At 39.4% G+C, this 26,231-nt stretch carries 29 protein-coding genes; 11 read left to right on the plus strand and 18 right to left on the minus strand.

Annotated features, from left to right (window positions below; translation table 11 throughout):
- Window positions 1-130: 130 nt before the first annotated feature.
- The 3 genes from ACFPA1_RS05645 to ACFPA1_RS05655 all read left to right on the plus strand — a co-directional run bounded on the left by ACFPA1_RS05645 (window position 131) and on the right by ACFPA1_RS05655 (window position 2,071).
- Window positions 131-1,288, plus strand: coding sequence for an acyltransferase family protein (locus ACFPA1_RS05645; RefSeq protein WP_378581688.1), 1,158 nt, complete (start codon window positions 131-133; stop codon window positions 1,286-1,288).
- Between the two features lie 67 nt (window positions 1,289-1,355).
- Window positions 1,356-1,790, plus strand: a complete 435-nt coding sequence (locus tag ACFPA1_RS05650) for an SRPBCC family protein (RefSeq protein ID WP_213140144.1) — start codon at window positions 1,356-1,358, stop codon at window positions 1,788-1,790.
- 35 nt (window positions 1,791-1,825) lie between these two features.
- On the plus strand, window positions 1,826-2,071 hold the full coding sequence (locus ACFPA1_RS05655; protein ID WP_213140143.1) for a hypothetical protein: 246 nt from the start codon (window positions 1,826-1,828) through the stop codon (window positions 2,069-2,071).
- A 55-nt stretch (window positions 2,072-2,126) separates the two neighbouring features.
- On the opposite strand, the gene ACFPA1_RS05660 is transcribed toward ACFPA1_RS05655, so the two are convergent.
- Window positions 2,127-2,963 (minus strand): DUF4405 domain-containing protein, encoded by an 837-nt coding sequence (locus ACFPA1_RS05660; protein WP_213140142.1) that lies wholly within the window; start codon window positions 2,961-2,963, stop codon window positions 2,127-2,129.
- A gap of 215 nt (window positions 2,964-3,178) precedes the next feature.
- Between ACFPA1_RS05660 and ACFPA1_RS05665 the strand changes: the two genes are divergently transcribed.
- Window positions 3,179-3,616: a GNAT family N-acetyltransferase gene (locus tag ACFPA1_RS05665; RefSeq protein ID WP_213140141.1), complete on the plus strand. Its 438-nt coding sequence runs from the start codon at window positions 3,179-3,181 to the stop codon at window positions 3,614-3,616.
- Window positions 3,617-3,647: 31 nt separating this feature from the next.
- Here ACFPA1_RS05665 and ACFPA1_RS05670 read toward each other — a convergent pair whose 3' ends face one another.
- The 9 genes from ACFPA1_RS05670 to treP form a co-directional block, all read right to left on the minus strand.
- Window positions 3,648-4,754 (minus strand): potassium channel family protein, encoded by a 1,107-nt coding sequence (locus ACFPA1_RS05670; protein ID WP_213140140.1) that lies wholly within the window; start codon window positions 4,752-4,754, stop codon window positions 3,648-3,650.
- Window positions 4,755-4,858: 104 nt separating this feature from the next.
- Window positions 4,859-5,476: an RraA family protein gene (locus ACFPA1_RS05675; RefSeq protein WP_213140139.1), complete on the minus strand. Its 618-nt coding sequence runs from the start codon at window positions 5,474-5,476 to the stop codon at window positions 4,859-4,861.
- A gap of 136 nt (window positions 5,477-5,612) precedes the next feature.
- On the minus strand, window positions 5,613-5,846 hold the full coding sequence (locus ACFPA1_RS05680; RefSeq protein ID WP_213140138.1) for a hypothetical protein: 234 nt from the start codon (window positions 5,844-5,846) through the stop codon (window positions 5,613-5,615).
- Window positions 5,847-5,887: 41 nt separating this feature from the next.
- Window positions 5,888-6,130 (minus strand): hypothetical protein, encoded by a 243-nt coding sequence (locus ACFPA1_RS05685; RefSeq protein WP_378581689.1) that lies wholly within the window; start codon window positions 6,128-6,130, stop codon window positions 5,888-5,890.
- 13 nt (window positions 6,131-6,143) lie between these two features.
- Window positions 6,144-6,392, minus strand: coding sequence for a hypothetical protein (locus ACFPA1_RS05690; RefSeq protein WP_213140136.1), 249 nt, complete (start codon window positions 6,390-6,392; stop codon window positions 6,144-6,146).
- A 259-nt stretch (window positions 6,393-6,651) separates the two neighbouring features.
- Window positions 6,652-7,329, minus strand: a complete 678-nt coding sequence (locus ACFPA1_RS05695; RefSeq protein WP_213140135.1) for an SOS response-associated peptidase — start codon at window positions 7,327-7,329, stop codon at window positions 6,652-6,654.
- 86 nt (window positions 7,330-7,415) lie between these two features.
- Window positions 7,416-8,129, minus strand: coding sequence for a trehalose operon repressor (gene treR / locus ACFPA1_RS05700; RefSeq protein ID WP_213140134.1), 714 nt, complete (start codon window positions 8,127-8,129; stop codon window positions 7,416-7,418).
- A gap of 14 nt (window positions 8,130-8,143) precedes the next feature.
- Window positions 8,144-9,811 carry an alpha,alpha-phosphotrehalase gene (treC, locus tag ACFPA1_RS05705; protein ID WP_378581690.1) on the minus strand — a complete coding sequence of 556 codons (1,668 nt, stop codon included), beginning with the start codon at window positions 9,809-9,811 and terminating at the stop codon, window positions 8,144-8,146.
- Between the two features lie 65 nt (window positions 9,812-9,876).
- On the minus strand, window positions 9,877-11,301 hold the full coding sequence (gene treP / locus ACFPA1_RS05710; RefSeq protein ID WP_213140132.1) for a PTS system trehalose-specific EIIBC component: 1,425 nt from the start codon (window positions 11,299-11,301) through the stop codon (window positions 9,877-9,879).
- Window positions 11,302-11,760: 459 nt separating this feature from the next.
- On the opposite strand from treP, the gene ACFPA1_RS05715 reads away from it, so the two are divergent.
- Window positions 11,761-12,312: a GNAT family N-acetyltransferase gene (locus tag ACFPA1_RS05715; protein WP_213140131.1), complete on the plus strand. Its 552-nt coding sequence runs from the start codon at window positions 11,761-11,763 to the stop codon at window positions 12,310-12,312.
- A gap of 59 nt (window positions 12,313-12,371) precedes the next feature.
- On the opposite strand, the gene ACFPA1_RS05720 is transcribed toward ACFPA1_RS05715, so the two are convergent.
- Window positions 12,372-12,764 (minus strand): thiol-disulfide oxidoreductase DCC family protein, encoded by a 393-nt coding sequence (locus tag ACFPA1_RS05720; protein WP_213140130.1) that lies wholly within the window; start codon window positions 12,762-12,764, stop codon window positions 12,372-12,374.
- A gap of 166 nt (window positions 12,765-12,930) precedes the next feature.
- On the opposite strand from ACFPA1_RS05720, the gene ACFPA1_RS05725 reads away from it, so the two are divergent.
- The gene (locus ACFPA1_RS05725; RefSeq protein WP_213140129.1) at window positions 12,931-14,004 is read left to right on the plus strand and encodes an NAD(P)H-dependent flavin oxidoreductase; all 1,074 of its coding nucleotides are present in this window, start codon (window positions 12,931-12,933) and stop codon (window positions 14,002-14,004) included.
- Between the two features lie 157 nt (window positions 14,005-14,161).
- Here the strand turns inward: ACFPA1_RS05725 and ACFPA1_RS05730 are convergent, their stop codons facing one another.
- The 4 genes from ACFPA1_RS05730 to ACFPA1_RS05745 all read right to left on the minus strand — a co-directional run bounded on the left by ACFPA1_RS05730 (window position 14,162) and on the right by ACFPA1_RS05745 (window position 18,127).
- Window positions 14,162-14,830: a DUF2642 domain-containing protein gene (locus tag ACFPA1_RS05730; RefSeq protein WP_213115724.1), complete on the minus strand. Its 669-nt coding sequence runs from the start codon at window positions 14,828-14,830 to the stop codon at window positions 14,162-14,164.
- Window positions 14,831-15,016: 186 nt separating this feature from the next.
- Entirely contained in the window at window positions 15,017-16,333 is a 1,317-nt protein-coding gene (locus ACFPA1_RS05735) for a hypothetical protein (protein ID WP_213140128.1), read from the minus strand.
- Window positions 16,334-16,389: 56 nt separating this feature from the next.
- Window positions 16,390-16,905: a hypothetical protein gene (locus ACFPA1_RS05740; RefSeq protein WP_213140127.1), complete on the minus strand. Its 516-nt coding sequence runs from the start codon at window positions 16,903-16,905 to the stop codon at window positions 16,390-16,392.
- A gap of 151 nt (window positions 16,906-17,056) precedes the next feature.
- The gene (locus ACFPA1_RS05745; protein WP_378581691.1) at window positions 17,057-18,127 is read right to left on the minus strand and encodes a CotH kinase family protein; all 1,071 of its coding nucleotides are present in this window, start codon (window positions 18,125-18,127) and stop codon (window positions 17,057-17,059) included.
- A gap of 186 nt (window positions 18,128-18,313) precedes the next feature.
- On the opposite strand from ACFPA1_RS05745, the gene ACFPA1_RS05750 reads away from it, so the two are divergent.
- The 4 genes from ACFPA1_RS05750 to ACFPA1_RS05765 all read left to right on the plus strand — a co-directional run bounded on the left by ACFPA1_RS05750 (window position 18,314) and on the right by ACFPA1_RS05765 (window position 23,241).
- The gene (locus ACFPA1_RS05750; protein WP_378581692.1) at window positions 18,314-18,622 is read left to right on the plus strand and encodes a hypothetical protein; all 309 of its coding nucleotides are present in this window, start codon (window positions 18,314-18,316) and stop codon (window positions 18,620-18,622) included.
- Window positions 18,623-18,637: 15 nt separating this feature from the next.
- Window positions 18,638-19,225, plus strand: coding sequence for a hypothetical protein (locus tag ACFPA1_RS05755; RefSeq protein ID WP_213140124.1), 588 nt, complete (start codon window positions 18,638-18,640; stop codon window positions 19,223-19,225).
- Window positions 19,226-19,514: 289 nt separating this feature from the next.
- Complete coding sequence (locus ACFPA1_RS05760; RefSeq protein ID WP_241113775.1) at window positions 19,515-20,819, plus strand: arsenic transporter; 1,305 nt, start codon at window positions 19,515-19,517, stop codon at window positions 20,817-20,819.
- A 937-nt stretch (window positions 20,820-21,756) separates the two neighbouring features.
- Window positions 21,757-23,241: a pyruvate kinase gene (locus ACFPA1_RS05765; protein ID WP_378581693.1), complete on the plus strand. Its 1,485-nt coding sequence runs from the start codon at window positions 21,757-21,759 to the stop codon at window positions 23,239-23,241.
- A 33-nt stretch (window positions 23,242-23,274) separates the two neighbouring features.
- Here the strand turns inward: ACFPA1_RS05765 and ACFPA1_RS05770 are convergent, their stop codons facing one another.
- From ACFPA1_RS05770 to ACFPA1_RS05780, 3 genes are all read right to left on the minus strand, one after another.
- Window positions 23,275-24,612: a D-serine ammonia-lyase gene (locus ACFPA1_RS05770; RefSeq protein ID WP_378581694.1), complete on the minus strand. Its 1,338-nt coding sequence runs from the start codon at window positions 24,610-24,612 to the stop codon at window positions 23,275-23,277.
- 150 nt (window positions 24,613-24,762) lie between these two features.
- A complete protein-coding gene (locus ACFPA1_RS05775) occupies window positions 24,763-24,861 on the minus strand; it encodes a YjcZ family sporulation protein (RefSeq protein ID WP_241113772.1) in 99 nt (32 codons plus the stop codon).
- A gap of 94 nt (window positions 24,862-24,955) precedes the next feature.
- Window positions 24,956-25,237 (minus strand): DUF2642 domain-containing protein, encoded by a 282-nt coding sequence (locus ACFPA1_RS05780; RefSeq protein ID WP_213140121.1) that lies wholly within the window; start codon window positions 25,235-25,237, stop codon window positions 24,956-24,958.
- Between the two features lie 188 nt (window positions 25,238-25,425).
- On the opposite strand from ACFPA1_RS05780, the gene ACFPA1_RS05785 reads away from it, so the two are divergent.
- Window positions 25,426-26,214 (plus strand): hypothetical protein, encoded by a 789-nt coding sequence (locus tag ACFPA1_RS05785; RefSeq protein WP_213140120.1) that lies wholly within the window; start codon window positions 25,426-25,428, stop codon window positions 26,212-26,214.
- Window positions 26,215-26,231 lie beyond the last annotated feature (17 nt).

Here is a 26,231-nt window from a genome sequence, read left to right on the forward strand (position 1 = left end):
TAAAACCCTAATATGAAACTCCCATTGTCGGGAGTTTTTTGCTTTTTTAGGTAAATTTTCCTTGTAAGAAGCAGTTGGAATCACTACAATATATCTAGGAAAAAATTGGTTTTAGACTGGGGGAGTCTGAGTGAGTGAGAATCGAAGATATGATATTGATTGGCTGAGAAATCTGGGAATCCTGCTGTTATTTCCGTTTCATTCAGCGAGAGTATTTGATTATTGGGATCCGTTTTATGTGAAAAGTGGGGAATTAAGCTGGGGGCTTAGTTGGTTCATTGCCGTAACTAGTTATTGGTTTATGCCGCTGCTCTTTTGGCTGGCAGGGTCAGCGAGCTGGTACGCCCTAAAGAGGAGGTCGAACCAGGAATACATAAAAGATCGCGTGAATCGATTGTTGATTCCCTTGATTTTTGGCGTTTTGTTTATCATTCCGCCACAGGGGTATTTTGCGAAATTAAATCACACAGGAACAGCAGGGAACTATTTCACTTTTTTAAGAACATTTTTTACTGATTTCACTGATCTATCCGGCTATTTTGGCACCTTCACACCGGCGCACCTTTGGTTCATACTTTATTTGTTTGTCCTTTCGCTTGTGGCGCTGCCGGTTTTCAACTTTTTTAAAAACCCCATGAGAAAAAGCAAACATGAAAAATTTAATCAAGTATGTAGCAGGCCACCTGTATTTTTCCTACTATTCATTGGTTTGTTTGTGACACAGGCACTCCCGGCACCAGGCGGTCAAAATCCATTCTTTTTCTTGTTCATTTTTATAATGGGCTTTATTACTTGTTCCCATCAAAGCTATCAAAATATGTTCAATCGAATTCGCGTGAAGGGATTGGCAGCACTGGTTGTTTTGGTTCCGGCATGGGTTATCTTGCTGCAAATGAATCAGGACAGGAAGATTTTTCCAGGTGTGGATATACTTATATCTATTTTAAGAACTTTCAATGTTTGGCTGACGCTTGCGGTGATTTTGGGTTTCGGTCACAAATTTTTGAATTTTTCTCACAAGGCTATCCCGTACATGAATGAAGCAGCATTCCCTATCTATATTATTCACCAGAGTGTGTTAGTTGTCATAGGTTACTATGTTTTAAAAATCAATCTTGGTATGATTCTGTCGTTTTTCCTCATTATGGTCCTGACTGTGCTTATTTCTTGGCTAATATATGAGTTTATCATCAAGCGGACAGCCATAACGAGATGGATATTTGGTGTAAAGGTGAAACCGAAACAAGATAAACAAATTTATTCGGATAGTGGATTAAGAAAAAGTTAAAATGGTATAAAATAAACCGTATGAGACAACCCTGATTATGTTAATAGGTGAAAGAGAGTGGATTATAATGAATAATTTAACAAAGTTTCAAATTAAAAAGCCTGCCAAAGATGTATTTGAGGCCTTTGTCGATCCTTCGAAAATCGGGAATTTTTGGTTCTCATCGAGTTCAGAAAGATGGGCAGCGGGAAAGACCATCAAATTGGAATATGATTTGTACAATGCGCAATTGGAAATTAAAGTTGTTGAAGTAGAGGAGAATAAAAAAATTGTCTTCCTTTGGGGCCCGCCGGAGGACGAACATACCGTAACCATCAGCTTAAAAGAAATGAATTCTTCCAGCACGATTATTGAAATAATGGAAGACGGCTTTCAAGAGAATGACACTGCCTTAATACATAATATACTGGACAATAAAGAAGGTTGGGTATTTATGCTGACCTGTTTAAAAGCTTACCTGGAATTTGGCGTGAATCAATTACGGGGCGGATTACAGAAATAATCATAATTCCTAGGGATTTTCAAGGAGAAATTTCATTGACTAAACAAGAGGCGTTTAATCTGATTGTCTTGATTGAAAGGGTATATCCTCTTTTTGTGGCAAAAAATGAAACGGTCCAGCAATGGTTTAGCGTTTGTGCCGAATTAGATTACAAGTCCGTACTTGGAAGTATTTATGAACATATTAGAATAAGTCCATATCCCCCTGCAATTAATGATATTATTTCTGAAAAATGGAAAAGTAACAATTGGATGAATGAATATCATCTCAAATTATCATAAGAAGTAAAAAAGTCCGGAACAATAAACCGGACTTTTTTTAATCACATATACATTTTTATGTCATTTGAGGATGGGCTAATTTAGATTTCCGTTTTTTCCTTAAAATTCGCTTTTCAATATAATAAGTAGGAATGATGATTACTGCCCAAATCGCAAAATAGTTAAGAACTACGAGAAATGGGTTGCTTGATCCTCCATGTCCTTCTTTAGCATGGAATTTTTCATTTCGAAAATCTCCATTAGGAGGTCCTTGCTTTGTCAGCGCAGTTGAGTTCTCTGTATTTATCGTATTTCCATTATTAGATGTTTGAGTGCTTTGCTGCATTTGCATCGGTTTGAACTCACCCATGCTTGATGTAGCTGTTGAAGCGAACCATTGAATTCCCCCTGCTAAAATAGCGAGTGACAGGACAACGGATGCAATAACACCTTTCCTAAGTATCCCTTCCTTTGTTTTAAATGCCTTTTTACAGATACTCATTACCCACTGCCAATGTACACCAACATGAAGTCCAACAAATGCAAGTGTGGCATCAGCAGATAATCCATGTAATTCACGAATAGTGTGATTTCCCTGAATGGCGAGACTTGGTAATACAACCCTAGAAATTAATATGCCAGTGATAATAACACCTGCCATCGAAATTAACAACAGTACGTTTAAAAGATAACTAAATCGTGTTTTATTAGGAAGCTTCGGGTCAAAGATCTTTTTCGTTGTATTAACCACCCAGCGATAGTTCAAGCCGATGTGTACTAGAATAGCGCCCCCAATTACCAGGCCGGCAATTTCATGAAACGGCAGTCCATCTAATACTCTTGGATTCATTAGCAGCACAAACGTGATGGCCATCAACAAATCGAGAACAATTTTTGTATAATTCTTTTTCATCTTAATTCCTCCAAATTCATTCACCTTAACTTTTTCCCATTATGGTGCGTGAACCTTAAGAAATCCTTAAGCCAAAAAATAAATCCTTATTTTTGAAAAAAGAACTTTTCATTTTGGGGGAATAAAAATGACTATCAAAAATGAATCCAATTGAAGTACAATAAAGTGTACCATAAATAGGAAAAAGGGAAAATAAAAGGGGGAGAGGTGCATCAATGAACCTTATCAAAGCCACAATCAAAGAACTAGATGCTGTAACGGAGCTTTTTGATTTATACAGACAATTTTACGAGCAATCGCCTGATACCTTAGGAGCACGGGAGTTTATAAAGTCGAGAATATTAAATGGGGAATCGGTAATTTTCATCGCTTATGATGGTGGGGAGGCGGTTGGCTTTACGCAGCTGTATCCAACCTTTTCATCAGTTAGCATGAAACGGTCTTGGATTTTGAATGATTTGTATGTGAAAAAAGAATACCGTGGCAAGGGTGTAGGTGAAAAATTAATTAATAAGGCTATTGAAATGGCACAGGATACTGGAGCAAAAGGTGTACTGCTTGAGACAGCCTCTGACAATATTCCGGCGCAAGGTCTTTATGAAAAAATTGGCTTCAAAAGAGAAAGCCATTACTTTTATTATTTTTCTATTTAGGGGTGTATGATTTATCCACCCCTTTTTTAAATTATTTTTCAACACTTTTAGTCAATTGTTTGATGGTCTCCTTATCACAAATGACAAACAGCTGGGCATCATCGGGAATCATTTGGTCCAGCTTTTGATTAATGTGCATGTCGCCACGGTCGGCTACTAACGTTGCCCCTTTATTAAGCAGTTCAAAAAAAGCATCACGGTACGTTTTCCATTCCTTCTTTTTTGGAATTTCATACATGGAATCTCCATACTGTGTACTCATTAATTCTGAATACATATGGGTAACGCCATGTGAGAATAAGGAGCGGACGGCAGCGTGCGAAATCATTTCCTGGGTTGGAATAAACTCATCGACCTGAACATGTTTGAACAATTGGATATGGTTTTCATTGATAACTTCTGCCGTGACATGAATATCTTTTTTTAATTTTTCCTCAAGCGTTGTGATCGCGGTCGCCACTAATAAGGTTTTGCCATCCACAAGAAGAGGGTCTTTTGTTAAAAAGTTATCCTGTGCAATCTGGTCAGCAAAAATAATTACACCCTTAGCTTTTGGAAGGTTGGCGTTTAGGAGCGTTTCCTCGTCGGTCGCATCACCGCGGACATAAAACAGGTGTTCCTCGGTAATTGGAGCTTTTTCTAAATTATCAATAATGACTATATCCGTCTTTTTGTCTGTCTTAAGAATTTCCTTTACGGCTAATTTTGTTTTCGGGCTCCAGCCAATCAGAATAATATGATGTTTCCCTGTATATTTCATTTTTCCTCCAACCTTAAGCTTATCAATTACGTATACGGTATTAATGACTTTACCAACAAATACACTTATTAACCCAATGCCGGTGATATAAAGGAAGATGGTATAAATTTTTCCTGCATCTGTTACTGGCGCATAGTCACCGAAACCTACAGTTGCCAGCGTGGTTAATACCCAATATATTGAGGTAATGTACGATTCAAAGGTTTTTGGTTCTATCCAGAAAATCCCAAGCGCCGCCAATAATATGTATAAAAGCACAAAAGGGACTAATATTTTATCCCTGAGCATAATTAAATGATAAAGAATCTTTTTAATCTTCATCCCCACAAGCAACCATCCCAGCCAAAAATCTACATTTATAAACTTTATATTTCCCAAACTTCGCCAAATAAGTATACGAATTGAAAACGGTCAGGCACAATTTTAAAGTAGGATCAAAAAATATAAAACCCCCATTCCTAAATAGGAAAAAGGGGGCATTTTTATTTGGAAAGCATTTCATCCAAATGTTTAATAATCGCTTCACGATTGCCGGAAATCTTTTCTTCTCTTAGCTGGTCTTTTTTCAATTTGTTTTGAGATTTAGTTAAAATCTCTTGTTCAATTGATTGAGGGACGACAACTACTCCATCGGCATCTCCAACAACGATGTCACCAGGGTTTATCGTGACTCCGCCGCAGGAAATCGGCACATTGATTTCACCGACACCTGCTTTGCCGCTTGCAGCGACCGCCGTTCCTCGGGAGAAAACAGGGAAGTTTAATTCTTTAATACCCACAATATCACGGATGACACCATCAACCACTAAGCCGCCGATTCCGAGGGTCTGCATCATGCCGACAACAAAATCGCCGGCAATGGCACGGTATTGGTCTCCTTTGGCATCGACAACCAAGATATCACCCGGCTGAGCGTTACGAATCGCTTTTAAAACGGCCAAATTATCACCGACTGGGATTTTGACAGTAAAGGCCCGCCCTGCAAGCTTGTACTCTTCTTTAAGAGGTTTAATGGATGGGTGGAGGTTATTTAGGCCATCCATTCCATCGGAAATGCAGGTTGTCGGCAGATTCTTAAATTCGATTAATAGGTTATCCATACTAGCGATTCTCCTTTATGTAAATTTTCCTCTATTATACTACTATTCTAACAAATTGGAATATTAGCAAAGTATTAGTTTGAGAAGGACATAAAAATGGCCGTCGGCAGAAAAGCCAGACGGCCATATCGATATACTAAATAAAACTGCTTTTTCCTGACCAACTGTCACTGATATCTTGGTCATATACCGTGCAAATTGGAATATAAAGCGGTACAAAGTCGCCGTTTTGCTCTCCATAGCCTTGATTCCGTTTATAGGAAACAAATTGGTCGATAAATAGATTGGGGCCCATGTTCATGACGGAGGCGTGGTCGAAAACATTAATTTTTATATCACCAAGATTGATGTTCATTGGTGCAAAGATCAAAAGGTTCACCTCGTTGTCGATTAAGTTTTTCGTTCATAAATTTATACAACACTGTTTTTGACTGTTCCACTATCATTAATGTCTGGATCAATTACATAGTTAATCGGAATGTTGACAGGGGAGATATCACCGTTTTGTTCGCCGACTCCTTGGTTTCTTTTATAAGATAGAAACTGATCGATAAATTGGTTCGGCCCAAAGTTGATGACAGAGGTATTATCCACTGCGTTAATCTTAAAACCAATGAAATTAATGGCCATAGGTGCAATATTCAAACCAATCACTCCTGTTCAATTTTTAGGCGTGCGGCCCCGGCTTGGGTTCGCTTTTAATCGAAGGCATATCAATCATTTCATCATCAAATATGATTCCGATAGGAAAAACGGTTGTAGAATCATCGGCCATCTGCTGGCCGAATCCCTGATTTTTCTTCCCAACTGTATTGATTCCCAAATAAATATTTTGACCAAAGGAAACAGCGCTCTTATGGTCAGGTGTGCCAACTTTTAAATAACAAATATTCAAATTTGTTGGAATGAAAACCAATCATCTCACCTCTAAAAACAAAAGGTATCAACAAGTCATTGCAATTTAGTGGGGGGCCCCTGGTTATTTGTTGATGGTATTTTACATTGTATTCACTTTATATGTGATACAGACCATTTATACGGATGGGTTTTCGGACAAAAAAAGAAAGTGGCTTCCGGCCACTTAAAAGAAGGAAAAACTTAATGGGTTAGTACATCATATGACAGAATGTGGACGTGCATATAGGCAACTTGTCCATAGTCGGAAAAAATGTGCGTTAGCATATTTTTTGAATGAGATCAATCGAGTTGTTTTTTGGCGAGTTTACAAGCGAAGAGACCTCGTATGCTTCCATCTGATCTTTATTAAATGACACCAGGAATTGATTAAGGAAATTCGTATCCGTAATCGAGGGGTCAAGCCATTTATGTTCGTCCTCCGGTTTTAAAATGACCGGCATTCGGTCATGAATATCCTTCATCAATTCGTTCGGGGCAGTTGTTATGACAGAGCAGGAAAAGACAGATTGCCCTTCGGGGGATTTCCATTTATCCCAAAGTCCGGCCATCGCAAAAAGGTTATCATCCTTCAGTTTAATCCGCATTGGTGTTTTCGTTTTATCATCATTTCGTTTCCACTCGTAAAAGCTATCCGCAATAATAAGGCAGCGCTTTTTCTGGAACGGCTTTTGGAAGCTTGGTTTTTCTGTTAAAGTTTCTGCCCGAGCATTGATCATTTTATGACCAATCGACATGTCCTTGGCCCAGGGAGGAATCAACCCCCATTTTAAAAAGCCCATCCTATTGGACGTGCCATCATTGATGATTGCCAATACCAGTTGAGAGGGGGCAATGTTAAAGCTTGGCAAATAATTTTCCTCGTCAAGGAAAGCTTGTATATCGAACCGGTCAAGAATCTGATCAATTGTTGCTGTTAAGGTAAATCGCCCGCACATACTTTTCACCTCAGGTTCTTAAGTTAGGTTTATTGTAGCAAAAAATCAAAAAGGAAACCTCTTTTACAAGAGATTTCCATTCATAATCAATTTGTCCTTCGGGCAAAGTCGACGAACCGAAACTTATCGGGGCGGTGCCGGGATTCCGTGTATTGAAATAGACTGGCATCATCCAGGTATACAAGGTTTTTAATAACAACGATGTTATGAAAACCATCAAGATCCAGAAGGGCACGGTCCTCATCCGTCGGTTCTTCGACCACTATTTCTTTTTTCGCAAAACTGATGGTAAGATTCAAGTCTTCTTCCAAATACTCATAAATAGAATCTGCGCAAATTTCTTCTGTTAATTCTGGAACAAACTTTTTATTTAGGAAGTCCTTATCTAAAATGATCTTTTCTCCGCCGATTTCTCGTGTCCGCACGACCTTCCAGACCTGATCTTTCCCGGACAGCTGGAGTTGCTGGCGAATATAGCCGTCCGGTTTCATTAATTCCAACTCATTCACGATGGTTCTCGGTTTCCGGCCCATTTTTTGGCCAAGCTCTTTAAAGCTGACTAGTCCGGAAACAGGGAAGTCGAACTTGGAGACATCGATGACGATGGAACCTTTGCCGCGGACTTTTTGAATATATCCATTTTGCGATAGCAAATTTAACGCTTTTCTGATAGTTTCCCTTGATGTCTGGAAGTGTTCTGTTAATTCATTCTCAGAAGGCAGGAGCGTCTGAGGTAGGATTTCTCCGCTTTTAATTTGTTCGACAATCGTATTGTAGATGGTTAAATATTTGTTTGTCATAAAGACATCACCAATCACTTCTTCATAAGGTAAACGATGGACTCATATGGCCGCAAATGAATTTGGCTCCCAAGTGCAGCTGAATCCTCATAATTAGAGATTAACATTTCACAATGTTCACCATCAAGATGTAAGTGAGATGGGAGAGTGACCGCTTTTTCTTTCCCGTAAAAATTAACTAGAACAAGCATTTTTTCAACGCCATTGGAACGAACATACGCAAAAACCTCTTTGTCATCTTCTAAAATTAATTCAAAGTCTCCGTCTGTTATGATATCGTGATTTTTTCTAAGCTGAATAAGTTTTTGATAATAATAGAAAATAGAATCGTGATCTTGCATGGCGTTTTCGGCATTGATATCAAAGAAATTTTCCGCTGTATTAATCCATGGAGTACCTGCCGTAAACCCAGCATTGCGGCTGGAATCCCATTGTACCGGTGTTCTTGAGTTATCCCGTGACTTTTGCTTCAAGATAGTAAGGATTTCTTGTTCACTCATTCCCTCGTTTTTCTTGATTTTAAAAATATTCAAGGATTCTACATCACGGTAGTCCTCAATGGAATTAAAGTTCGGATTGGCCATTCCGAATTCTTCCCCCTGGTAAATATAAGGGGTGCCCTGCATCATGTGGATCGCAGTGGCTAGCATTTTCGCTGATTCTTTATGGTATTTCACATCATCCCCAAATCGCGATACCACGCGTGGTTGGTCGTGATTGCACCAGAAAAGGGCATTCCAGCCGCCTCCCTTAATCATTTCTATTTGCCAGTTAGACAGAATCTTTTTAAGGGCATCGAAATCGAAATCCGCATTCGTCCACTTATCGCCATTCAGGTAATCAACCTTCAGGTGATGGAAGCTAAACACCATATTTAATTCTTCCCGTTCGGGTTTTGTGTAATCGATGCAATGATCAATAGAGGTAGACGACATTTCACCGACCGTTATTAAATCATAATTTGAAAAAACCCTTTCGTTCATCTCGTGCAGAAACTCATGGATTCTTGGACCATCAGTGTAAAATTTGCGTCCGTCCGTTTCATCCTGCGGGAACTGCTGGTTTTTTGAGATGAGATTGATAACGTCAAGACGGAAGCCATCGACTCCTTTTTTAAGCCAAAAATGCATCATTTCATATAAGGCTTGGCGGACCTTTTCGTTTTCCCAATTGAGGTCCGCTTGGGTCACATCGAAAAGATGAAGGTAATATTGGCCAGTCGTTTCGTCATACTCCCAAGCAGAACCGCCAAATTTAGACTGCCAGTTGTTTGGCGGTGCTCCGTTTACACCATCCTTCCAAATGTAGAAGTCACGGTACGGGTTATCTTTTGAGGATTTTGACTGCTTAAACCATTCATGTTCTGTTGAGGTATGATTGATGACAATATCCATCATGATCTTTAAACAGCGCTTATGGGCTTCATTCAGCAACCGTTCAAAATCTTCCATTGTGCCATATTCGGGATATATGCTGTAATAATCGCTAATGTCATACCCATTATCTCGCTGTGGCGATTGATATATAGGGGTGAGCCATAGAACATCGACACCTAATTTTTTCAGATAGTCGAGTTTTTCAATGATGCCTTGAAGATCTCCGGTACCATTACCGGTTGTATCCTTAAAGCTTTTTGGATAAATTTGATAAACGACTGCATTTTTCCACCAAGCTGTTGACATTTTTTGCACCTGCCTAATGTATTTAATGTGAAAAGGAGGGAGCTGTTCTCCCTCCTTGATTGGAGTTATTTTTTCAAAGAAAATTTGTTCATTCCCGTTTTTGCAAAGATGGTTGTTAACAGGAATGGAACAACAACGGCAATGACCATGCAGACAGCAAACATCGCCATATGTTTTGCTTGTATCGATAAGATGCCAGGAAGACCACCGACACCAATTGAGTTAGCCATAACACCGCTTGCTACAGATACAACGCCTGCAACCATGGAACCAATCATGGCTGCTAAGAATGGGAAACCATATTTCAGGTTAATACCAAACATTGCCGGCTCCGTCACCCCAAGGTAACATGAAATGGTCGCCGGGATTGAAACTTGCTTTTCCTCTTCGTTTTTACGGTTGATGAAAATCATCGCAAGAACGGCTGAACCTTGAGCGATATTGGATAAAGCAATCATTGGCCATAGGTTTGTACCGCCAAGCTCACTCATCAATTGAAGGTCAATTGCGTTTGTCATATGGTGTAAGCCTGTTATGACTAGTGGAGCATAAGCAAATCCAAAGATTGCTGCAAACAACCAGCCGAAGGAAGAGGTTAAGCTTGAATAAACCACATGAGAAATGCCTGAACCAATTTGCCAGCCGATCGGCCCTAAAATTGTGTGAGCAATTAATACAGTCGGAACCAGTGCAAAAAATGGCACAACAATCATCGAAATTGAATTTGGCACTACTTTACGCAGTCTCGTTTCAAGGAAGCCTAAAGTTAAGCCAGCTAGAATCGCAGGGATTACTTGAGCTTGATAACCAATCATCTTAATGTGTGCAAAACCAAAATCCCATGTAGGAATTTCTTTCGCTCCCGCAACGGCATAAGCATTTAGCAATTGCGGTGATACTAAGGTAATTCCGAGAACGATACCAAGAATTTGCGATGCGCCCATTTTCTTGGCTACAGACCAGGTGATGCCGACAGGGAGGAAGTGGAAAATCGCCTCACCAATCAGCCAAAGGAATGAGTGGACTCCGGCCCAAAATTGAGAAACTTCTACAATTGTTTTTGTTCCATCATCTAATAGTTTAATGTCGCCAATAATATTTCGGAATCCAAGGATTAAACCGCCGACAACAAGGGCTGGAATTAATGGTGTGAAGATTTCGGCTAAATGCCCCATCATCCGCTGCAGCCAGTTTTGATTTTTCTTCGCTGCAATTTTTGCTTCTTCTTTTGAAGCGCCTTCAACACCTGCAATTTTTTCGAATTCATTATAAAAGCTAGAAACTTCATTTCCAATAATGACTTGAAATTGGCCAGCTTGGGTAAATGTACCTTTAACAAGTCCGATTGATTCAATACTTTTTACATCGGCTTTCGATGGATCCTTTAAAACAAACCGCATTCTAGTTACACAGTGAGTAACGGCAGCAATGTTTTCTTTACCGCCAATATGTTTGAGTAATTCCTTTGAAGGATCTGTGTATTTACTCATCTGATTTCCCCCTAACGAATGGGTAATACCCATTTGTTTCCTATATTTTTATCAAACCCTTAATTTTATACAGGTTTTGTATGAGTTTACCTGTTGGTTTCTACCTGTATATACAAGTTTTGATTACGTTTTCATTATGACTTGTATATACATGTTTGTCAATAATGAAATTTTATTGGAAAAGTTAAGTAAATGATGGGGAGGGTTGGTAAAAAAGTATAGTGTTTTCCTGAATTTTTAAAATACTTTTAGTCTTTAACACTTTAAACTATTGAATGAATTTTTAGAAAATGTTACACTATAGTTGTTTAAATTCTTCTGAGTTTAGACCTCCTAATTTGAGACTTAGTTGTGACCGCTAGGTTCTCGCTTTGGCCCTTGACTTTGTTCAAGGGTCTTTTTTTAAATGGAATTTTATGTGTATGATGATAGAAAGTACTTTATGGAGGTTGTCCATTATTGGAATTTAAAACAATTGACTACTTTGATGAGGCTATATGGGGTAAGGTTTTTCCTATTTATGAAGAGGCTTTTCTTGGTAAGGGAGCAAAGCCGGAGAAGATTATCCGAAACATGTTCAGGAAGAAGCTTTGTTGTTTGCACGTGGGATTTTTGGATAATCAGGCAACGGCAATGGCAATCAGCGGAAAACTTGCTGGAATATCTGCGTTATTAATTGATTACCTCGCTGTCCCAGAGGAGTATCAAAACCAGGGAATTGGTAAAAACATGGTTACTTATATTAAAGAATGGGCGGCACAGGAAGGCCAATGTGAGAATCTTGTTATAGAGGTTGAATCTGACCAGACCGACGAAAACCTCGCAAGAATTCGCTTTTGGGAAAAATGCGGCTTTATCATAACTGATTACATTCATCATTATATATGGGTACCTGAACCTTATCGGGCCATGTTTATTAAATTAGGGCCTGACACTGCGCTGCCTGATAGCGGTGAGGAAATTTTTAAGTATATTGGTGCTTTTCATAAAAGGTCGTTTACCGGTTCTTGAAATCTTTAAAAAGGAAAAAACAGCACCTAGAGGGGCTGTTTTGTTTTAGTTTAGCAGCATTAATCTAAAAATCTATTTTTCCATTCCGGTTTTGGAAGCATGCAGCTTTCTGTTTTTCCGAACCACTTATATCGGTTGCTGGCAATTGTTTTATAAAGCCGGTCACGAATGGGGAGGGGGATGACGAACAGAACAGCGAGGAGTCTCCATGCCCCTGAAAGATCCTTACAAACTTTAAGTACTGCCGTTGATTCAAGGTAGATTTTTTCATTTTCTATTAGCACAAAACTGTTCATCTTAGGGGGTAAGGTGAATTTCTTGAGCAGGTTTTGTCCGGCGACACCTTGCTGGGATGCAAATTTGAATTGGCCTGAGGAATCCCTTTTTATAATAAATTGGACGCTCTTATTGCAAAGATTACAGACCCCATCATACAAAATAATTCGTTCCATTTAGACCCCCACTTATCCATTCACACTTTGTTTATATCGATAGCTTACCATAATATTGGAGCGGTTTCTCATTGTTGCTTACCAGAAATATCATTATTTTCCGAATTTATCTTGCAGGATAACGAATTTAATCGTTATAGTTAAGTTTGTATAGAGGAGGTAGAATATGTGGGAAAATTCTTTAACGAAGTTGCTGGAAGTTAAGTATCCAATTATTCAGGCGCCAATGGCTGGAGGGGTGACAACTTCGGAATTAGTTGCCGCTGTTTCCAATAGCGGTGGGCTCGGAATGATTGGCGCGGGTTATTTAAGTCCAAGTCAATTGAGGCAGCAAATTCATGAAATTCGTGAGTTAACTTCAAGTAATTTCGGTGTGAATTTATTTGTTCCAAGTACTTATCATGTCGATGAGGATAAGATTAACAATGCCAAATCCGTTTTAATACCTCTGCAGGAGGAATTGGGAATAGAGGGTAATCCAAGTCTCCCTAGTTTCGAAGAAGACCTAAAGAAGTTTCATGAACAGGTGGATATCATTATCGAAGAAAAAATCCCAGTGTGTTCCTTTACCTTTGGGCTGCCGTCAGCAGAAATCACAGCCAAACTTAAACAGAATACCATTATCCTGATTGGAACGGCCACTACAGTACAGGAAACAAAATTGAATGAAGAAGCAGGGATGGATGCGGTTGTGGTCCAAGGGATGGAAGCGGGCGGACACCGCGGAACGTTTTTAGGCGGGGACCAACAAAGTTTAATCGGTTTGATGTCCCTCCTTCCACAAGCAACTGACAGTGTACGTATTCCGATTATCGCGGCAGGCGGGATCATGGACGGGCGTGGAGTTATGGCGGCCAAATGTTTGGGCGCCTTAGCAGTGCAAATGGGGACAGCCTTCTTGGTATGTGAAGAAAGCGGAGCCAATAAACTGCATAAGCAGGCAATTTTAGAAGCGGAGGAGGACCAAACTGTTTTGACCAAAGCCTTTTCCGGTAAAATGGCTAGGGGGATTAACAATCGGTTTATCGAAAAACATGAACAAATGGAGGATCATCTACCAGACTATCCAGTGCAGAACGAACTGACAAAGGCAATTAGAAAAGCCTCGGCCGCCAAAGGAAACCACGAATATATGTCACTCTGGTCCGGACAAAGTCCAAGGCTGGCTAGAAACATAACCGTGAGCAAATTAATCGGCAGGATAATATCAGAGGCTGAAAAACTTCAAACAAAGTTATAACTTTGAAAAAAGGCCTACCAAAAAAACAACAAGGCTGAATCAGAAACAATAAGAATATGATTCAGCCTTTCTTAATTTTCCACGGGCGGTGCCTGACACCACTTTATTTTGTGCCTAGAGCTTGTTTACTTTGCGGGCAGATGGGCACAGATAGTTGCTACGTCATGTGGAGGGTTTTGATGTGATGGAGGTTGAGGTAGACTGGGTCTTCTTTGGCTGAGATTAATTCGACGAAGTTGTTTTTTATGTTTTGGATTTTGCCAATGACATTTTCGTTTTCTCCAATGTTGAAGACAACCAGTTCTCCTTTTAGTTTTTCTATTTGGATTTCGAATGATCGAGCAAAGGTGATACTGCTTGGATTAACAGGTAAATTGGAGTTGCTTAGGCCATAAGGTCTTTTATTATTTGTGTAAGGTATAAGCCATTTTAAATGATTTAATGAGATAAACATGGTTTTATAAATAGGTGAGTAAAACACAAAATAATTGTTCATGATGCTGATAATGTAACCATGCAGTGCTTGTTTACTTGTAACGTAGATTTCTGTAAAAATACCCTTCGCAGATGTAAGGATTTTTCTTAAAGAGATATCTTCATTATGATTATAGATAGGGGTAGGTTCATTACTGATTGTGATTTCCTCAATTTCATCCTGTTTGAGATACTGCCAGTTTTGTATATGAATGGTAGGGATATAAAGATAATCAGTCCCGTTAAACAATACACACAAATCACCGCCAACATCAATCAGCATGCCGCTTAAAAGTTTCTTGCCGGCAATTTCAATTTTGATATATTTTCCAATTGCTTCTTTAAAATTCATTTCACACACTCCTTTCCAAAGAAGTGACGTTTACAAAAAGAGAGGGGCTTCAACATTCCCTTTCAATAAAAAAGTGGATGAACATAATGGACCCCAGCTCACTTTTGTAAAAGGGGATTAGTGTGGACAATTAAAATGGTTGAATGATTACTTGATATTGTCATAAATAATAAACAGCTTTTTTTATTAATAAACTCTGAATCTCTTTATTTTTGCAGGTTCAGCAAACGAGTATGAGTTCTTGCTGGAGCCAGATGCGATTTCGGCAAATGGTAAAGATTTCACCATCGATCCTGACACGATTTCACCCTCGAATGGGGAAGGATTTACATTTGAACCGACTGCTCCTTCACCGGCAAAACGGGAGGATTTCTTTTCCTGCTCGAAGGCATTCCATATAAATCTCTTTTCTTTTTGGCCCTTTTCAAATTTTGTGGTAGCAGATGGGGATTGCGCGGTTTCTGCTGTTATTTTATCTTTTAATTTGGCTGGAGCGGTTTCCGTTGTTTTCATTTCTTTCTTATTTCGTGATACAGCTTCCGATTTTGTTTTTTCCTTTGTTTTAGCAGCAGTAGTATCAGACTTTGCCACTTGTTTTGCCTTTTGCTCATTTTTTTCTTTCGCTGTTTCTTTTTGTGAAACAACCTGTTTTGTTTTCTCTTGATTTTTAGATTTATTATCATTTTGATTATCGCTGTTCTTTTTTACTACAGTCTTAAGCAATACTGGAGCTGGTTTTTCCTCCGGTTTTGATTCCTCATTTCCGGAACTTGAATGACTTTCATCCTCTTCAATATTTGCGACCGGGCTTTCCAATTTAAATGGCTTTGACCAGCCTGCAAGCTCTTGGTCCGCCGCCTGATGCTTATCATCATTTTCCTTGATTTCATCTTTTTCCTTGATTTCCACTTTTTCATTTTTTTCAGAGTGTGTATCGGCTTTTGCTTCAGCATCCTTTTTATCCGATTTTTGGTTACTATTATCCTTTTTAGCAGCTGCTTTTTCCTTCGATTGTTCTTGTTTGTTTTCTGTCTTGTTTTGTCCTTCTGCTGCTTCCTTATTTTCCGTGGCTTTTTTTTCTTCTTTTATAAATCCTTTGAGAATATTGGACACATAGTCTAATTTTAATAAAATTCGTTCTTCACCATTAATCAAAGTAACAAAATCTGAATCTACTTCACTAAGCACGCCGCTAAATCTTTGCTTATGGATACTTAGAATCGTGACCCAGGTGTGTTGAAATGAATTTAATAAAGCGATCAAGCTTTGTGTTTTTTGAAATGGTGTCTTAGAATTTAGAACTTTAAAGTCTCTTGTATTCTTCGTAATGGCCTGAATTTTATCAATTCGGTAGTAAAAGATAAATTTCTGGTCGGTTTCTAAGACAACATGGTCTTCTTCAACGCCAAGCAATTTACCTTTATAAACTTCCTCACCTACATATAGATTCACATAGAAGCCTTTTAGCAAATCTAAAGCAGCAGTAAATTTCTCTAATCCCATTATTCAGCCTCCTAAAGAGATTATGGGTCGCTCCTCATAGGAGAAGCGACTCATTTTTAATCGTTACTTTCCTCTCTCGAACCTTCATCTTCCTCATTCTCATCTTCATCATTGCTCTCGTCGTTCTTACTGCCGCCGGATTTGCCCTCAAGCAATAAACCATAACTAATGTTTCGGATATGCTTCATAGAAAAACGAACGACCTCTTCTTTCACAATTAAAGAAGCAATATCTTTACTTACATCATTTAGTACTCCTTCTAAGGCTTCAGTTCCTCCGCGGTTAATTCGTATCCATTGATAACGAATACTTTCTAATAGTTTGACAAAGTTTTCGCCAGTTTTGTATTCGAAGTTCTTTGGAATATTCACACCGAGTTTCAAAAGATCCCTTGAACTCTCAGTCACACTTCTAATATGATTGGTTTTGTAATAAACCACGCCATCACTTTCAGTTAAAAGAACAAAATAATCTTCAAAAACGGCCAATACTTTTCCCATCCTGGATTCAGGGCCACCCCGATCGACACGAATCGTTTTGCCCACATATTGCATCATCGACTCTTTATTCATAACCCATAGTTTCCTCCTTATATTTAGATAAACATTTACACTGCATCTATATGTATCATGGGATGATGTTGTACTAATAAAGTAGCCTTTTTTTAACAAGTACCTGAAAAATAGGCAAAAAAAATATGGTCAAAAACCATATACTTAAGGCCTAAATTAAAATAGAAAGTTCGCTGCTAAGATAGGCATTTCTATTTCGAATAAACTCAAAAAAGACATTTTTTTCCTCGTCCAGTGTTTCCTCATCCAATTCAATATAAGGATCTAGGCTGATGTAGGGTTTTATTTTTTCCAATAGCTCATTGATAATCGGTGCTTGAACCTCTACGGTAAAATCATTATCTAAAATAGAGAATAGAATTTCTTTATATCTCGATTTAAATTCCGGGAAGTGTAGAATTCGCCCAGTTAAAGTGTTATATCCTGTAACGGGGACGTAATCATAATCAAGGAGCCGGCCATGGAGGTTTCTTCCCCAGGTACCGTCATAGTCCCAAGGGCTGATTTCGTATAAATTTGTTTCTCCATTTTTGTAGAGTGCATAATTATGGATAAATCCATCGTAGTTTTGTGTACAAACCACGCCACAAAGCCATCTTAAATATTTGTCTACATCCAATATATTGACGATTTCTCTTTTAAAATCCTTATTTTTTAGCACATTTATCATCGCAATGAAACTCCGTAAATGTTCCATATCTTCTTTATTGCCATATTTTAGCGTATACCCCTGGTCGAGCCTCTTTTTTGGTTCATTTTTTTTCGTTATTAAGGAGAAGTTCGCTCGATTATTGGTTGCGTAAATAATGGCACCATCCGGTAAATTTCTTTTTTCCAGGAGGTATTGGTCTAATGATTCTATTTCTAAGTAAATACCTTTACAATATCCGTTAACGTATAAAAGTATATGGCGTGAGTGAGGAGATATAACGCCGATCCGATCAAAAAAATCTAGTGATAGTTTGTTCCTGCACAAGGATATATCTGAGAACTCGGCATTAAGATGAAGTTCATGGGCGCCATTCTTTGTAAATGGCTTTTCAAATACAATCCGGTAGGATCTCTTTTTCTTATCTCTAATTACATTGCCGCGGTACGAAAGGCTTATTTTATAGCGATTGTTTCCAATCTTTAACACAGCTGGGACTAAATCGTCATTCCAAATATCATATTCCAATTTTCTTAACCATTTAGGATTTATTAAAATTTCGTATTTTAACACTTTAATACCCCTATACCATATTTTATCTAGATATATGCAATATATATTGGAGGTGTGTATTTGTTTCCTAAATGACTTTTAGTTTTGAAAAATATATATCTGTCTATATCAAAACATACGCCAATTTCATAAATTGAAAGAGAAAATAAATTGTATTGGAAAGTGGTGTATAAATGGTGTTAAATCTTGGCGTTGAAGAATTATTACAACAAGCAGAAGCAAATGGTGTACTTGCATTTATGCATAATAATCCTGCTGGTAAACATAAGAAAGGCAAAGGCGGAAAGAGTCATGGAAGTACCGGCAGTCATGGAAGTACCGGCAGTCATGGAAGTACCGGCAGTCATGGAAGTACCGGCAGTCATGGAAGCACCGGCAGTCACGGAAGCACCGGCAGTCACGGAAGCACTGGCAGTCACGGAAGTACTGGCAGCACAGGCTCAAAGGGCAGCGGTAGTTCTGGCAAGTCTGGCAGCAGTGGAAAAGGCCCGTTGAAAAAACATAAGAAGCATGGTCCTGGTCCAAAGAAACATCACAGCAGCGGAAGCACTGGAAGCGGCGGCAGTAAGGGCAGCAGTGGAAGCACTGGATCACATGGCAGTACCGGCAGCAGCGGTAGCACTGGATCACATGGCAGTACCGGCAGCAGCGGTAGCACTGGATCACATGGCAGTAAGGGCAGCAGTGGTAGCACCGGATCACATGGCAGCAGTGGAAGCAAGGGCGGCAGCACCGGCAGTCACGGAAGCAGCGGAGGATCAAGTGGGGGTCGAGGCCCTGGTCATCATAAAAAGCATAAAAAACATAAAAAACCTGGCCCTGGTCCGAAAAAGCATGGCAGCCACGGAAGTTCAGGAAGTGGTGGAAGCCATGGCAGTTCGGGAAGCCACGGCAGCAGTGGAAGCCATGGCAGTTCAGGAAGCCACGGCAGCAGTGGAAGCCATGGCAGTTCAGGAAGCCACGGCAGCAGCGGAAGCCATGGCAGTTCGGGAAGCCACGGCAGCAGCGGAAGTCATGGCAGCAAAGGAAAAAAGGGCGGAAAGGGTAAAAAGAAATAATAACTCTGTAAAAAATGTATTTTATGAAAATATGAAATAAAATCCGGTACTTTTATCCATAGTACCGGATTTTTGTTTTTCTTCTTCTGTATCCAAAGTCGGCAGCTGCCTACATAATAAAAGGAAAAATTATTTAGTCTTTTGCTGATTTATGTGAGACCGAGATACTCGTTTAGGTCAACCAGTCAAGGACAGGCGTAAAATAAACCATAGGACGAGGGGTGGGATAAACAATTTCAAATCAATAAAACAATTTGCAAGGATGTGAAATTATTACGATATATGACCAATCGACGGTTATCATTACCATACTAGCTTTTTTATTTACTATGATAATGATATTTATCCGTCCAAAAAATATGAATGAAGCCATTCCTGCTTCCATTGGAGCGGTGATCGTTTTTTTAAGCGGAAGTGTTTCTACGGCGGACCTAGTAGATATTAGTTCAAAAGTAACGGGGGCAGCCATCACCATCATAGCCACAATCGTTATGGCGATTGTATTGGAAAGCATCGGATTTTTTAGCTGGACAGCAGCTTTAATGTTAAAAGTTTCAAAGGGTTCTGGTGTCCGTCTATACTGGTATACTTTACTGCTTTGCTTTTTAATGACACTCTTTTTCAATAATGACGGCAGCATTTTGATTACCACACCCATTTTAATCTTAACGCTTAAGAATTTAGGCTTAAAAGTACGGCAAATGATTCCTTACCTTTTGAGTGGTGCCCTCATTGCGACGGCCTCAAGTGCGCCAATCGGGGTCAGCAATATCGTCAATTTAATTGCCTTAAAGATTATCGGGATGGACCTTTATATGCAGACGGAAATGATGTTTGTGCCAGGTGTTCTTGGATTAGTGTTTCTATCCTTACTGCTCTATATGATTTTCAAGAAGGAAATTCCTCAACAAATTTCCCCACATTCTTACTGCATTCCACTGCAAAAAAATCGACTCTATCACCCGTTGCAAAAAAATAGCGATGTTTTGTTTAATGAAAAAAAGAAATTGATGATCAATATGCTCATCTTCGTATTCATAGTACGAATCAGTTTATTTGTTGCTTCATATCTTGGCATTTCTGTATCATTAGTGGCTGTCTTAGGCTCCATTATCCTGCTAATCTGGAGATGGGTATATTTAAAAATCAACCCAAAAGATGTTATTGGTAAAATTCCATGGCATATCTTAATTTTTGCATTCGGCATGTATGTTATCATTTACGGATTACACAATATTGGACTGACCAATTTGTTGCTGGTGCATCTAAAATCGATCGTAAATGACAGCCTGTTCCATGCCAGCTTGACGATGGGTGTGATTACATCAGTGCTCTCGAATATTTTTAACAATCACCCGGCTTTGATGATTTCTACATTGGCATTAACAGAAATGGGCTTGGACCCATTAATCATGAAAACTGTTTATCTTGCCAATATCATTGGCAGTGATATCGGGTCGCTCATTCTGCCGATTGGAACGCTGGCAACCCTTATTTGGATGCACATTCTTAAAAACAATAAAATTCAAATTCCTTGGATGGAGTATATAAAGGTAACAATTCTCGTTATTCCGCCGACATTAATTTTTACCTTAATCAGCTTATACCTATGGCTGTTGCTAGTTTTTGTATAAATCCATAAGCTTTAAAGGTACATGCCTAGTGCATGTACTCAGGTTGTCGAGAAAGGTTATTTTTCTCGGCAATTTTTTTGTCTAAATCTATATTGATTGTCTCTGCAACTAGGCGGGAATGGGAATTCTTTGTTTCGGCTGCACCCCGGACCGCCTGCCGGAACTGCTAGAGGACGCGTTGCTGGGGATGGTTTGAACGGGTGGACAGGTAAGAATAAGCAGGTTTAAGTTTGGAGGCAGTACTGGCTGTTTTTTTCAGGCTGGTGCATCTTTTTGACAATTTTGTAGGATTTATAACGCCCTTGGTGTGGGGGTTTTTGGTAGTTCGGTTGTTATGGGGTGTTCATAACGCCCGAAGCATGGAATTTTTCGATGGTTCGGTTGTTATGAGGCGTTTATAACGCCTGAAGCATGGGAGTTTTGGTAGTTCAGTCGATATGAAGCGTTCATAATGCCCGAGGCGTGGGGGTTTTTGGTAGTTCGGTCGTTATGGGGGCGTTCATAACGACCGAGGCGTGGAACTTTTCGATGTTTCAGTCGTTATGAGGCGTTTATAACGCCTGAATCGTGGGAGTTTTTGGTAGTTCAGTCGTTATGAGGCGATCATAACGACCGAAGCGAGGGATAATTTAAGGTTCGGTCGTTATAAAGAGTGTTTAGGCTCCCAACCCGGTACCGATTTCCCGAATTCGGTCGCATAGTTCCCCGCAATACACAATCCCAGTTCCGATTTTCCGCATCCAGTATCCAAACAGTCCAAATCATTTTTATATGCAAGTTACCACAAGTAAAAAGCTGTACATACATCGCTCCACTCGTCGTTGCATACAATTTTATGATAATGAATTTAGTTGCCATAAATACAACGAATACGAGGGTAACCAATATAGCATCCGATTACTCCTTAATTAAATTTATCAATAAGGAGAGAAAAAGAGTGGTTTTCAATAATTCTCCAGATTTCATCCAACAAATGTTGAGTATAGATTATCAGGTCAAACAGGAAAGTGAAAATGCCAGTAAAAATTTCCTAGTAACGGACTCCTTGGCAAGTCGGGATAACCTAATTGCCTATTTGTCTTTACGGAAAAAATTAACGTCAGAAATCAGCGAACAATTAACAAACAGAGGATTGGCAGCACTTGACCACTCGGAGCCCCATGTATTATATACATTAGAAAAAATATTAAAAAACTTGGATGCTCAGGTAATTCCATCGACAAGCCTCCACGCTCCGACACCGGAAGCCGCAAGGCAAAACGTGCGACACCGCACCTACGGACTCTTTGGAAACACCAATCCTGGCCTGCAATCCTCCATCATGGTCACCTTGGATGTAAAAAGTATCCATGAGCCCGTCTTAATGGAGAGTTTACTATTAAATGGGATGAATGTTGCCAGAATCAATTGTGCCCACCATCATCCGGAGGTTTGGTTGCAAATTATCGGAGCATTGCGGAATGCAGAAAATAAACTGAGGGACGAAGGTAACTATCAAGGCCGGACATGCAAAATTTTCATGGATTTGGCTGGCCCAAAGGTGCGGATTGGTGACTTGCAATCCGCTAATATTTTTGTCAAAAAAGGCGATACATTAAGATTATATCTGGATCCTCAGCAAATAGGACATCCGCAAACAACAGATCAACCTGCTGGAGTTCCGGTGACGCTGGTGAAAGCATTTCGAAATGTCCGTGCCAAAGACCGAATTTTCATCGATGACGGAAAAATTATGGGAATTGTTCACCACGTAACAAAAGAGTACGTGGAAGTTGAAATCCTGTCACCAGCAATCGCTCCATACCAGGTCAAACAAGGGAAAGGGATAAATTTACCTGATTCACTACTTAGCTTAAATGTTCCTGCCCTAACTGAAAAAGATATTCAGGATTTAAGGTTTGTCACCAAACATGCCGACATCGCAGGTATTTCCTTCGTACATTCACCGCAGGATTTAAGAAAATTAAGGGTGGAATTGAATCGAAAAGCAGCAGGGGATTTGGCTGTTGTAGCAAAAATTGAAACCAAGGATGCCATTCATCAACTATCTAGAATCATCATCGAAGGGTTAAACTTTAATAAATTTGGGATTATGATTGCCCGAGGTGACCTGGCCGTAGAGGTTGGCCCCGAAAACCTGTCATTTGTTCAGGAAGAAATCCTCACGATCTGTTCTGCTGCTCATGTCCCTGTTATTTGGGCAACGGGTGTTTTAGAGAAACTGACGAAAAAGGGAATAGCGGCACGGTCGGAAATTACCGATGTGTCTCAGGCAAAGAGGTCAGATTGCGTCATGTTGAATAAAGGTCTTTTTATTAATGAAGCTTTAATTATGCTGGCAAAACTGTTAACAGAAGAGTCGAATTTTCCAAGGAAAGATATAGCTTTTGGAAGTCATATTACCCAATTTGGGGTACTTTAAAAAGGGCCGCAACCATATTCAGCGGCCCTGAACTTATGAATTAACACCTTTTTGATAATACTTCTCCATCATTTCCTTTGGTACCATGCTTCCACCAGTCGCCCAAACAATGTGCGTACCTTGGCTGACCTTTTCAGATAACCCATGCCTGCTCAGATAATCTGAAGCCTCACCAGCCAGCCACACAGGACCATTCATCCCGGCTAATGCAGAGGGTTCTAGATAAATATTTTCTGAGTCTGCCAAATCCTTCAGCAGTTTATACAGCCTCTCATCACTAACCGTATAAATTCCACTTAAAAATGGCTCGATGATTTTCCCGACAAAGCCGGAAGGTCTGCCGACAGCAAGTCCATCTGCGTCGGTGAGATTATCTAGTCCAATATCCTGCACGGAAATTTGGTCATGAAGGCCTGTCATCATTCCCAGCAGCATACATGGGGAATGAGTGGGTTCGGCAAAGAAACAGTGAACATTATCTTTAAACAGTAGCTTTAGACCGTAAGCCACACCGCCTGGCCCACCACCAACACCGCATGGCAGGTATACAAATAATGGATGATTTTCATCTACAGTTATCTTTAATTCTTGTAATTGATTTTTTAACCGCAAGGCAGCAGTCGCATAACCTAGAAATAAATCTTGGGAATTTTCATCATCAATAAAATGACAGGACGGGTCAGCCTCGGCCTGTCGTCGGCCCTCCTCGACCGCTTTGCTGTAGTCCGATTCGTATTCAACCACTGTTACCCCTTTTAAACGCAGCAAATCTTTTTTCCACTGTTTGGCGTCCGCAGACATATGTACAGTAACGTTAAAACCTATCTTTGCGCTCATAATACCAATGCTCAAACCGAGATTACCGGTGGAACCGACTGCAATCGAATATTGCGAGAAGAAATTACGAAATTGGTCACTGTCCAAAACCGAGTAATCGTCATCCATTGTTAAAAGCCTTTGACTCAAAGCTAATTTTTCCGCATGTTTTAAAACCTCGTAAATACCGCCTCTAGCCTTAATGGACCCTGAAATAGGAAGATGACTGTCACATTTTAACCAAAGATCACCCGAAATTCGCTGCCCTAAATCTTGTTCCATTTTTTGTTGCATGCTTGGAATTTTTACTAACGGAGATTCGATTATGCCGCCTGTATTCTGAGTTTCCGGAAACACTTTTGCAATATAGGGAGCAAAGCGCTCCAAACGCTTTTCCGCATCGTCAATATCAATCCATGTTAACGTACATTTTTCGATTCCCGTCTGATATTTCTCAAGCTTGCCATTCGACCAGTATACTTCCTGATAGTTTGAAAGACGATTAAGCAGCACCTGTTCTTGACTACCCATCCGATTATAAAACTCTTTCTCCATGTATATCACCCTGCCATCTATAACTTATCTTAATTATCTTTTATATTAACAAAAAAGATATTAAAATATCAGCTTGAAAGAATGAAAAAGACGATCTATTTTTGCAAATAGATCGTCTTTTATGGTGGATTACCATATTAACGGTATTTATTAATAAAAGTAACCGCCCATAAAGCTTGCACCAACAATAATCAACAAAATAAACAGAACTACGATTAAAGCAAATCCTGCTCCGCCGCCGCCGCTCATACATATCACCTCCAACATCCTTTACTACAGGGTATGTCTGAAGGTTTTGCGGCGTATAGACAAACATGTATTTTTAATGCGGATTTTTACATGATTAGTTGTGCTCGTGATCACGGCTTTCACGGGATTCCTCAAACTCAGGAGCGGCGCCCATAAAGCCAAATGGGCCTGTTGGCCGGATTTCTGCTCGGAACAGTGCTACGATTTCGAGAATCCTAATGATAATTCTGCGCCGTGCAGCCATTCTATTTTGCAGGACAATAATATCTGAACCGACTAAAAGCAGCCTTCCTTCAAAATTTCCTTGAGTTGTAACAACATTTACTTCTTCATTTACTAATTCATGGGCAAATTGATGAAATGTATTATCGCTCATTCGTCTATTCATCTCCTCTCAGGTATAGTAAATGCAAAACATAGGAAAATGGGATTGTCTTTTGAAAAATTTTTAAGGGGGGTGTTTATAAATGGAAGTGGACCAAGAAAGCGTTTTGTAAGAATGGGAGTTTGTCCAACCAAATAGTTCACATCTGAATATGAATAACTATAAGGCAGGTGAGAAAAATGTATTTGGTCGGTTTTTATTCCCCGAAAGCAAAATCAGGTGTAACTGAACTGTCATTATCGATCTATAATTGGCTTAAGACAAACACAAATTTATCCGTCGCTTTTATATCATATGGGAGTCTAGAAAAGGAAGATTGTTCAAACGAATTGATCCATGAGTTCGCCAAACTGACATTAACGGAACAAAAGCGAAAAGTCAAAGCGATGAAGAAAAAACATGATATTATCATTTATGATGCTTCCAGCAAGCTATCTGAAGGAGTTTTAAAGCTGTTGCCGATTGTAGACCGGTTATTCGTCGTGGGGGAGGAACATAAGGATTTTGCAGTAAAACTACATCAAATCATCCAGTTTGATAAAATTTTTGATAAAAGTGTGAAGAATTTCATCACCCATTTAAGCGGTAATAAAACATTTATCCTTCAGGAAAAAAAGGAAGACCGTGTCATCGGCTTTAATCATTCCAAAAAAGAAACAAATGAAATCGGGCAAATGATTTATACAGACTATGTAACCCACTATCTCCATGAAAAATTTATCGAAAAAAATGAAAAGATTCTGAGGAAAATAAGAAAATTACCAAAAGAAGACTTGTTTAATGGTTTATATGACATGGGCATTGACTTTGAAATAGCCCTGCTGTTTCAGAGGTATGTGATTTTGCGCGAGTTGTTAGGACAGGACTATTATGAAGCCCTCGAAGATCTGTTTCCTCTTTTAATTCATTCCCCCTTTGAAGAGATATTAGAAAAATTCCAAAAAGAACTGTACATTATCTCTAAATAAACGAAAAATTCATATGT

The sequence above is a fragment of the Neobacillus sp. GCM10023253 genome (assembly GCF_042653105.1).
Classification (GTDB): domain Bacteria; phylum Bacillota; class Bacilli; order Bacillales; family Cytobacillaceae; genus Neobacillus; species Neobacillus citreus.

Excerpts from the sequence above, each read along its gene's own strand:
- ACFPA1_RS05650 (WP_213140144.1), top strand. The coding sequence starts at position 1,356 with ATGAATAATTTAACAAAGTTTCAAATTAAAAAGCCTGCCAAAGATGTA.
- ACFPA1_RS05660 (WP_213140142.1), bottom strand. The coding sequence starts at position 2,963 with ATGAAAAAGAATTATACAAAAATTGTTCTCGATTTGTTGATGGCCATC.
- ACFPA1_RS05665 (WP_213140141.1), top strand. The coding sequence starts at position 3,179 with ATGAACCTTATCAAAGCCACAATCAAAGAACTAGATGCTGTAACGGAG.
- ACFPA1_RS05675 (WP_213140139.1), bottom strand. The coding sequence starts at position 5,476 with ATGGATAACCTATTAATCGAATTTAAGAATCTGCCGACAACCTGCATT.
- ACFPA1_RS05695 (WP_213140135.1), bottom strand. The coding sequence starts at position 7,329 with ATGTGCGGGCGATTTACCTTAACAGCAACAATTGATCAGATTCTTGAC.
- treR (WP_213140134.1), bottom strand. The coding sequence starts at position 8,129 with ATGACAAACAAATATTTAACCATCTACAATACGATTGTCGAACAAATT.
- treC (WP_378581690.1), bottom strand. The coding sequence starts at position 9,811 with ATGTCAACAGCTTGGTGGAAAAATGCAGTCGTTTATCAAATTTATCCA.
- treP (WP_213140132.1), bottom strand. The coding sequence starts at position 11,301 with ATGAGTAAATACACAGATCCTTCAAAGGAATTACTCAAACATATTGGC.
- ACFPA1_RS05720 (WP_213140130.1), bottom strand. The coding sequence starts at position 12,764 with ATGGAACGAATTATTTTGTATGATGGGGTCTGTAATCTTTGCAATAAG.
- ACFPA1_RS05725 (WP_213140129.1), top strand. The coding sequence starts at position 12,931 with ATGTGGGAAAATTCTTTAACGAAGTTGCTGGAAGTTAAGTATCCAATT.
- ACFPA1_RS05730 (WP_213115724.1), bottom strand. The coding sequence starts at position 14,830 with ATGAATTTTAAAGAAGCAATTGGAAAATATATCAAAATTGAAATTGCC.
- ACFPA1_RS05735 (WP_213140128.1), bottom strand. The coding sequence starts at position 16,333 with ATGGGATTAGAGAAATTTACTGCTGCTTTAGATTTGCTAAAAGGCTTC.
- ACFPA1_RS05740 (WP_213140127.1), bottom strand. The coding sequence starts at position 16,905 with ATGAATAAAGAGTCGATGATGCAATATGTGGGCAAAACGATTCGTGTC.
- ACFPA1_RS05755 (WP_213140124.1), top strand. The coding sequence starts at position 18,638 with ATGGTCCTGGTCCAAAGAAACATCACAGCAGCGGAAGCACTGGAAGCG.
- ACFPA1_RS05760 (WP_241113775.1), top strand. The coding sequence starts at position 19,515 with ATGATAATGATATTTATCCGTCCAAAAAATATGAATGAAGCCATTCCT.
- ACFPA1_RS05770 (WP_378581694.1), bottom strand. The coding sequence starts at position 24,612 with ATGGAGAAAGAGTTTTATAATCGGATGGGTAGTCAAGAACAGGTGCTG.
- ACFPA1_RS05775 (WP_241113772.1), bottom strand. The coding sequence starts at position 24,861 with ATGAGCGGCGGCGGCGGAGCAGGATTTGCTTTAATCGTAGTTCTGTTT.
- ACFPA1_RS05780 (WP_213140121.1), bottom strand. The coding sequence starts at position 25,237 with ATGAGCGATAATACATTTCATCAATTTGCCCATGAATTAGTAAATGAA.
- ACFPA1_RS05785 (WP_213140120.1), top strand. The coding sequence starts at position 25,426 with ATGTATTTGGTCGGTTTTTATTCCCCGAAAGCAAAATCAGGTGTAACT.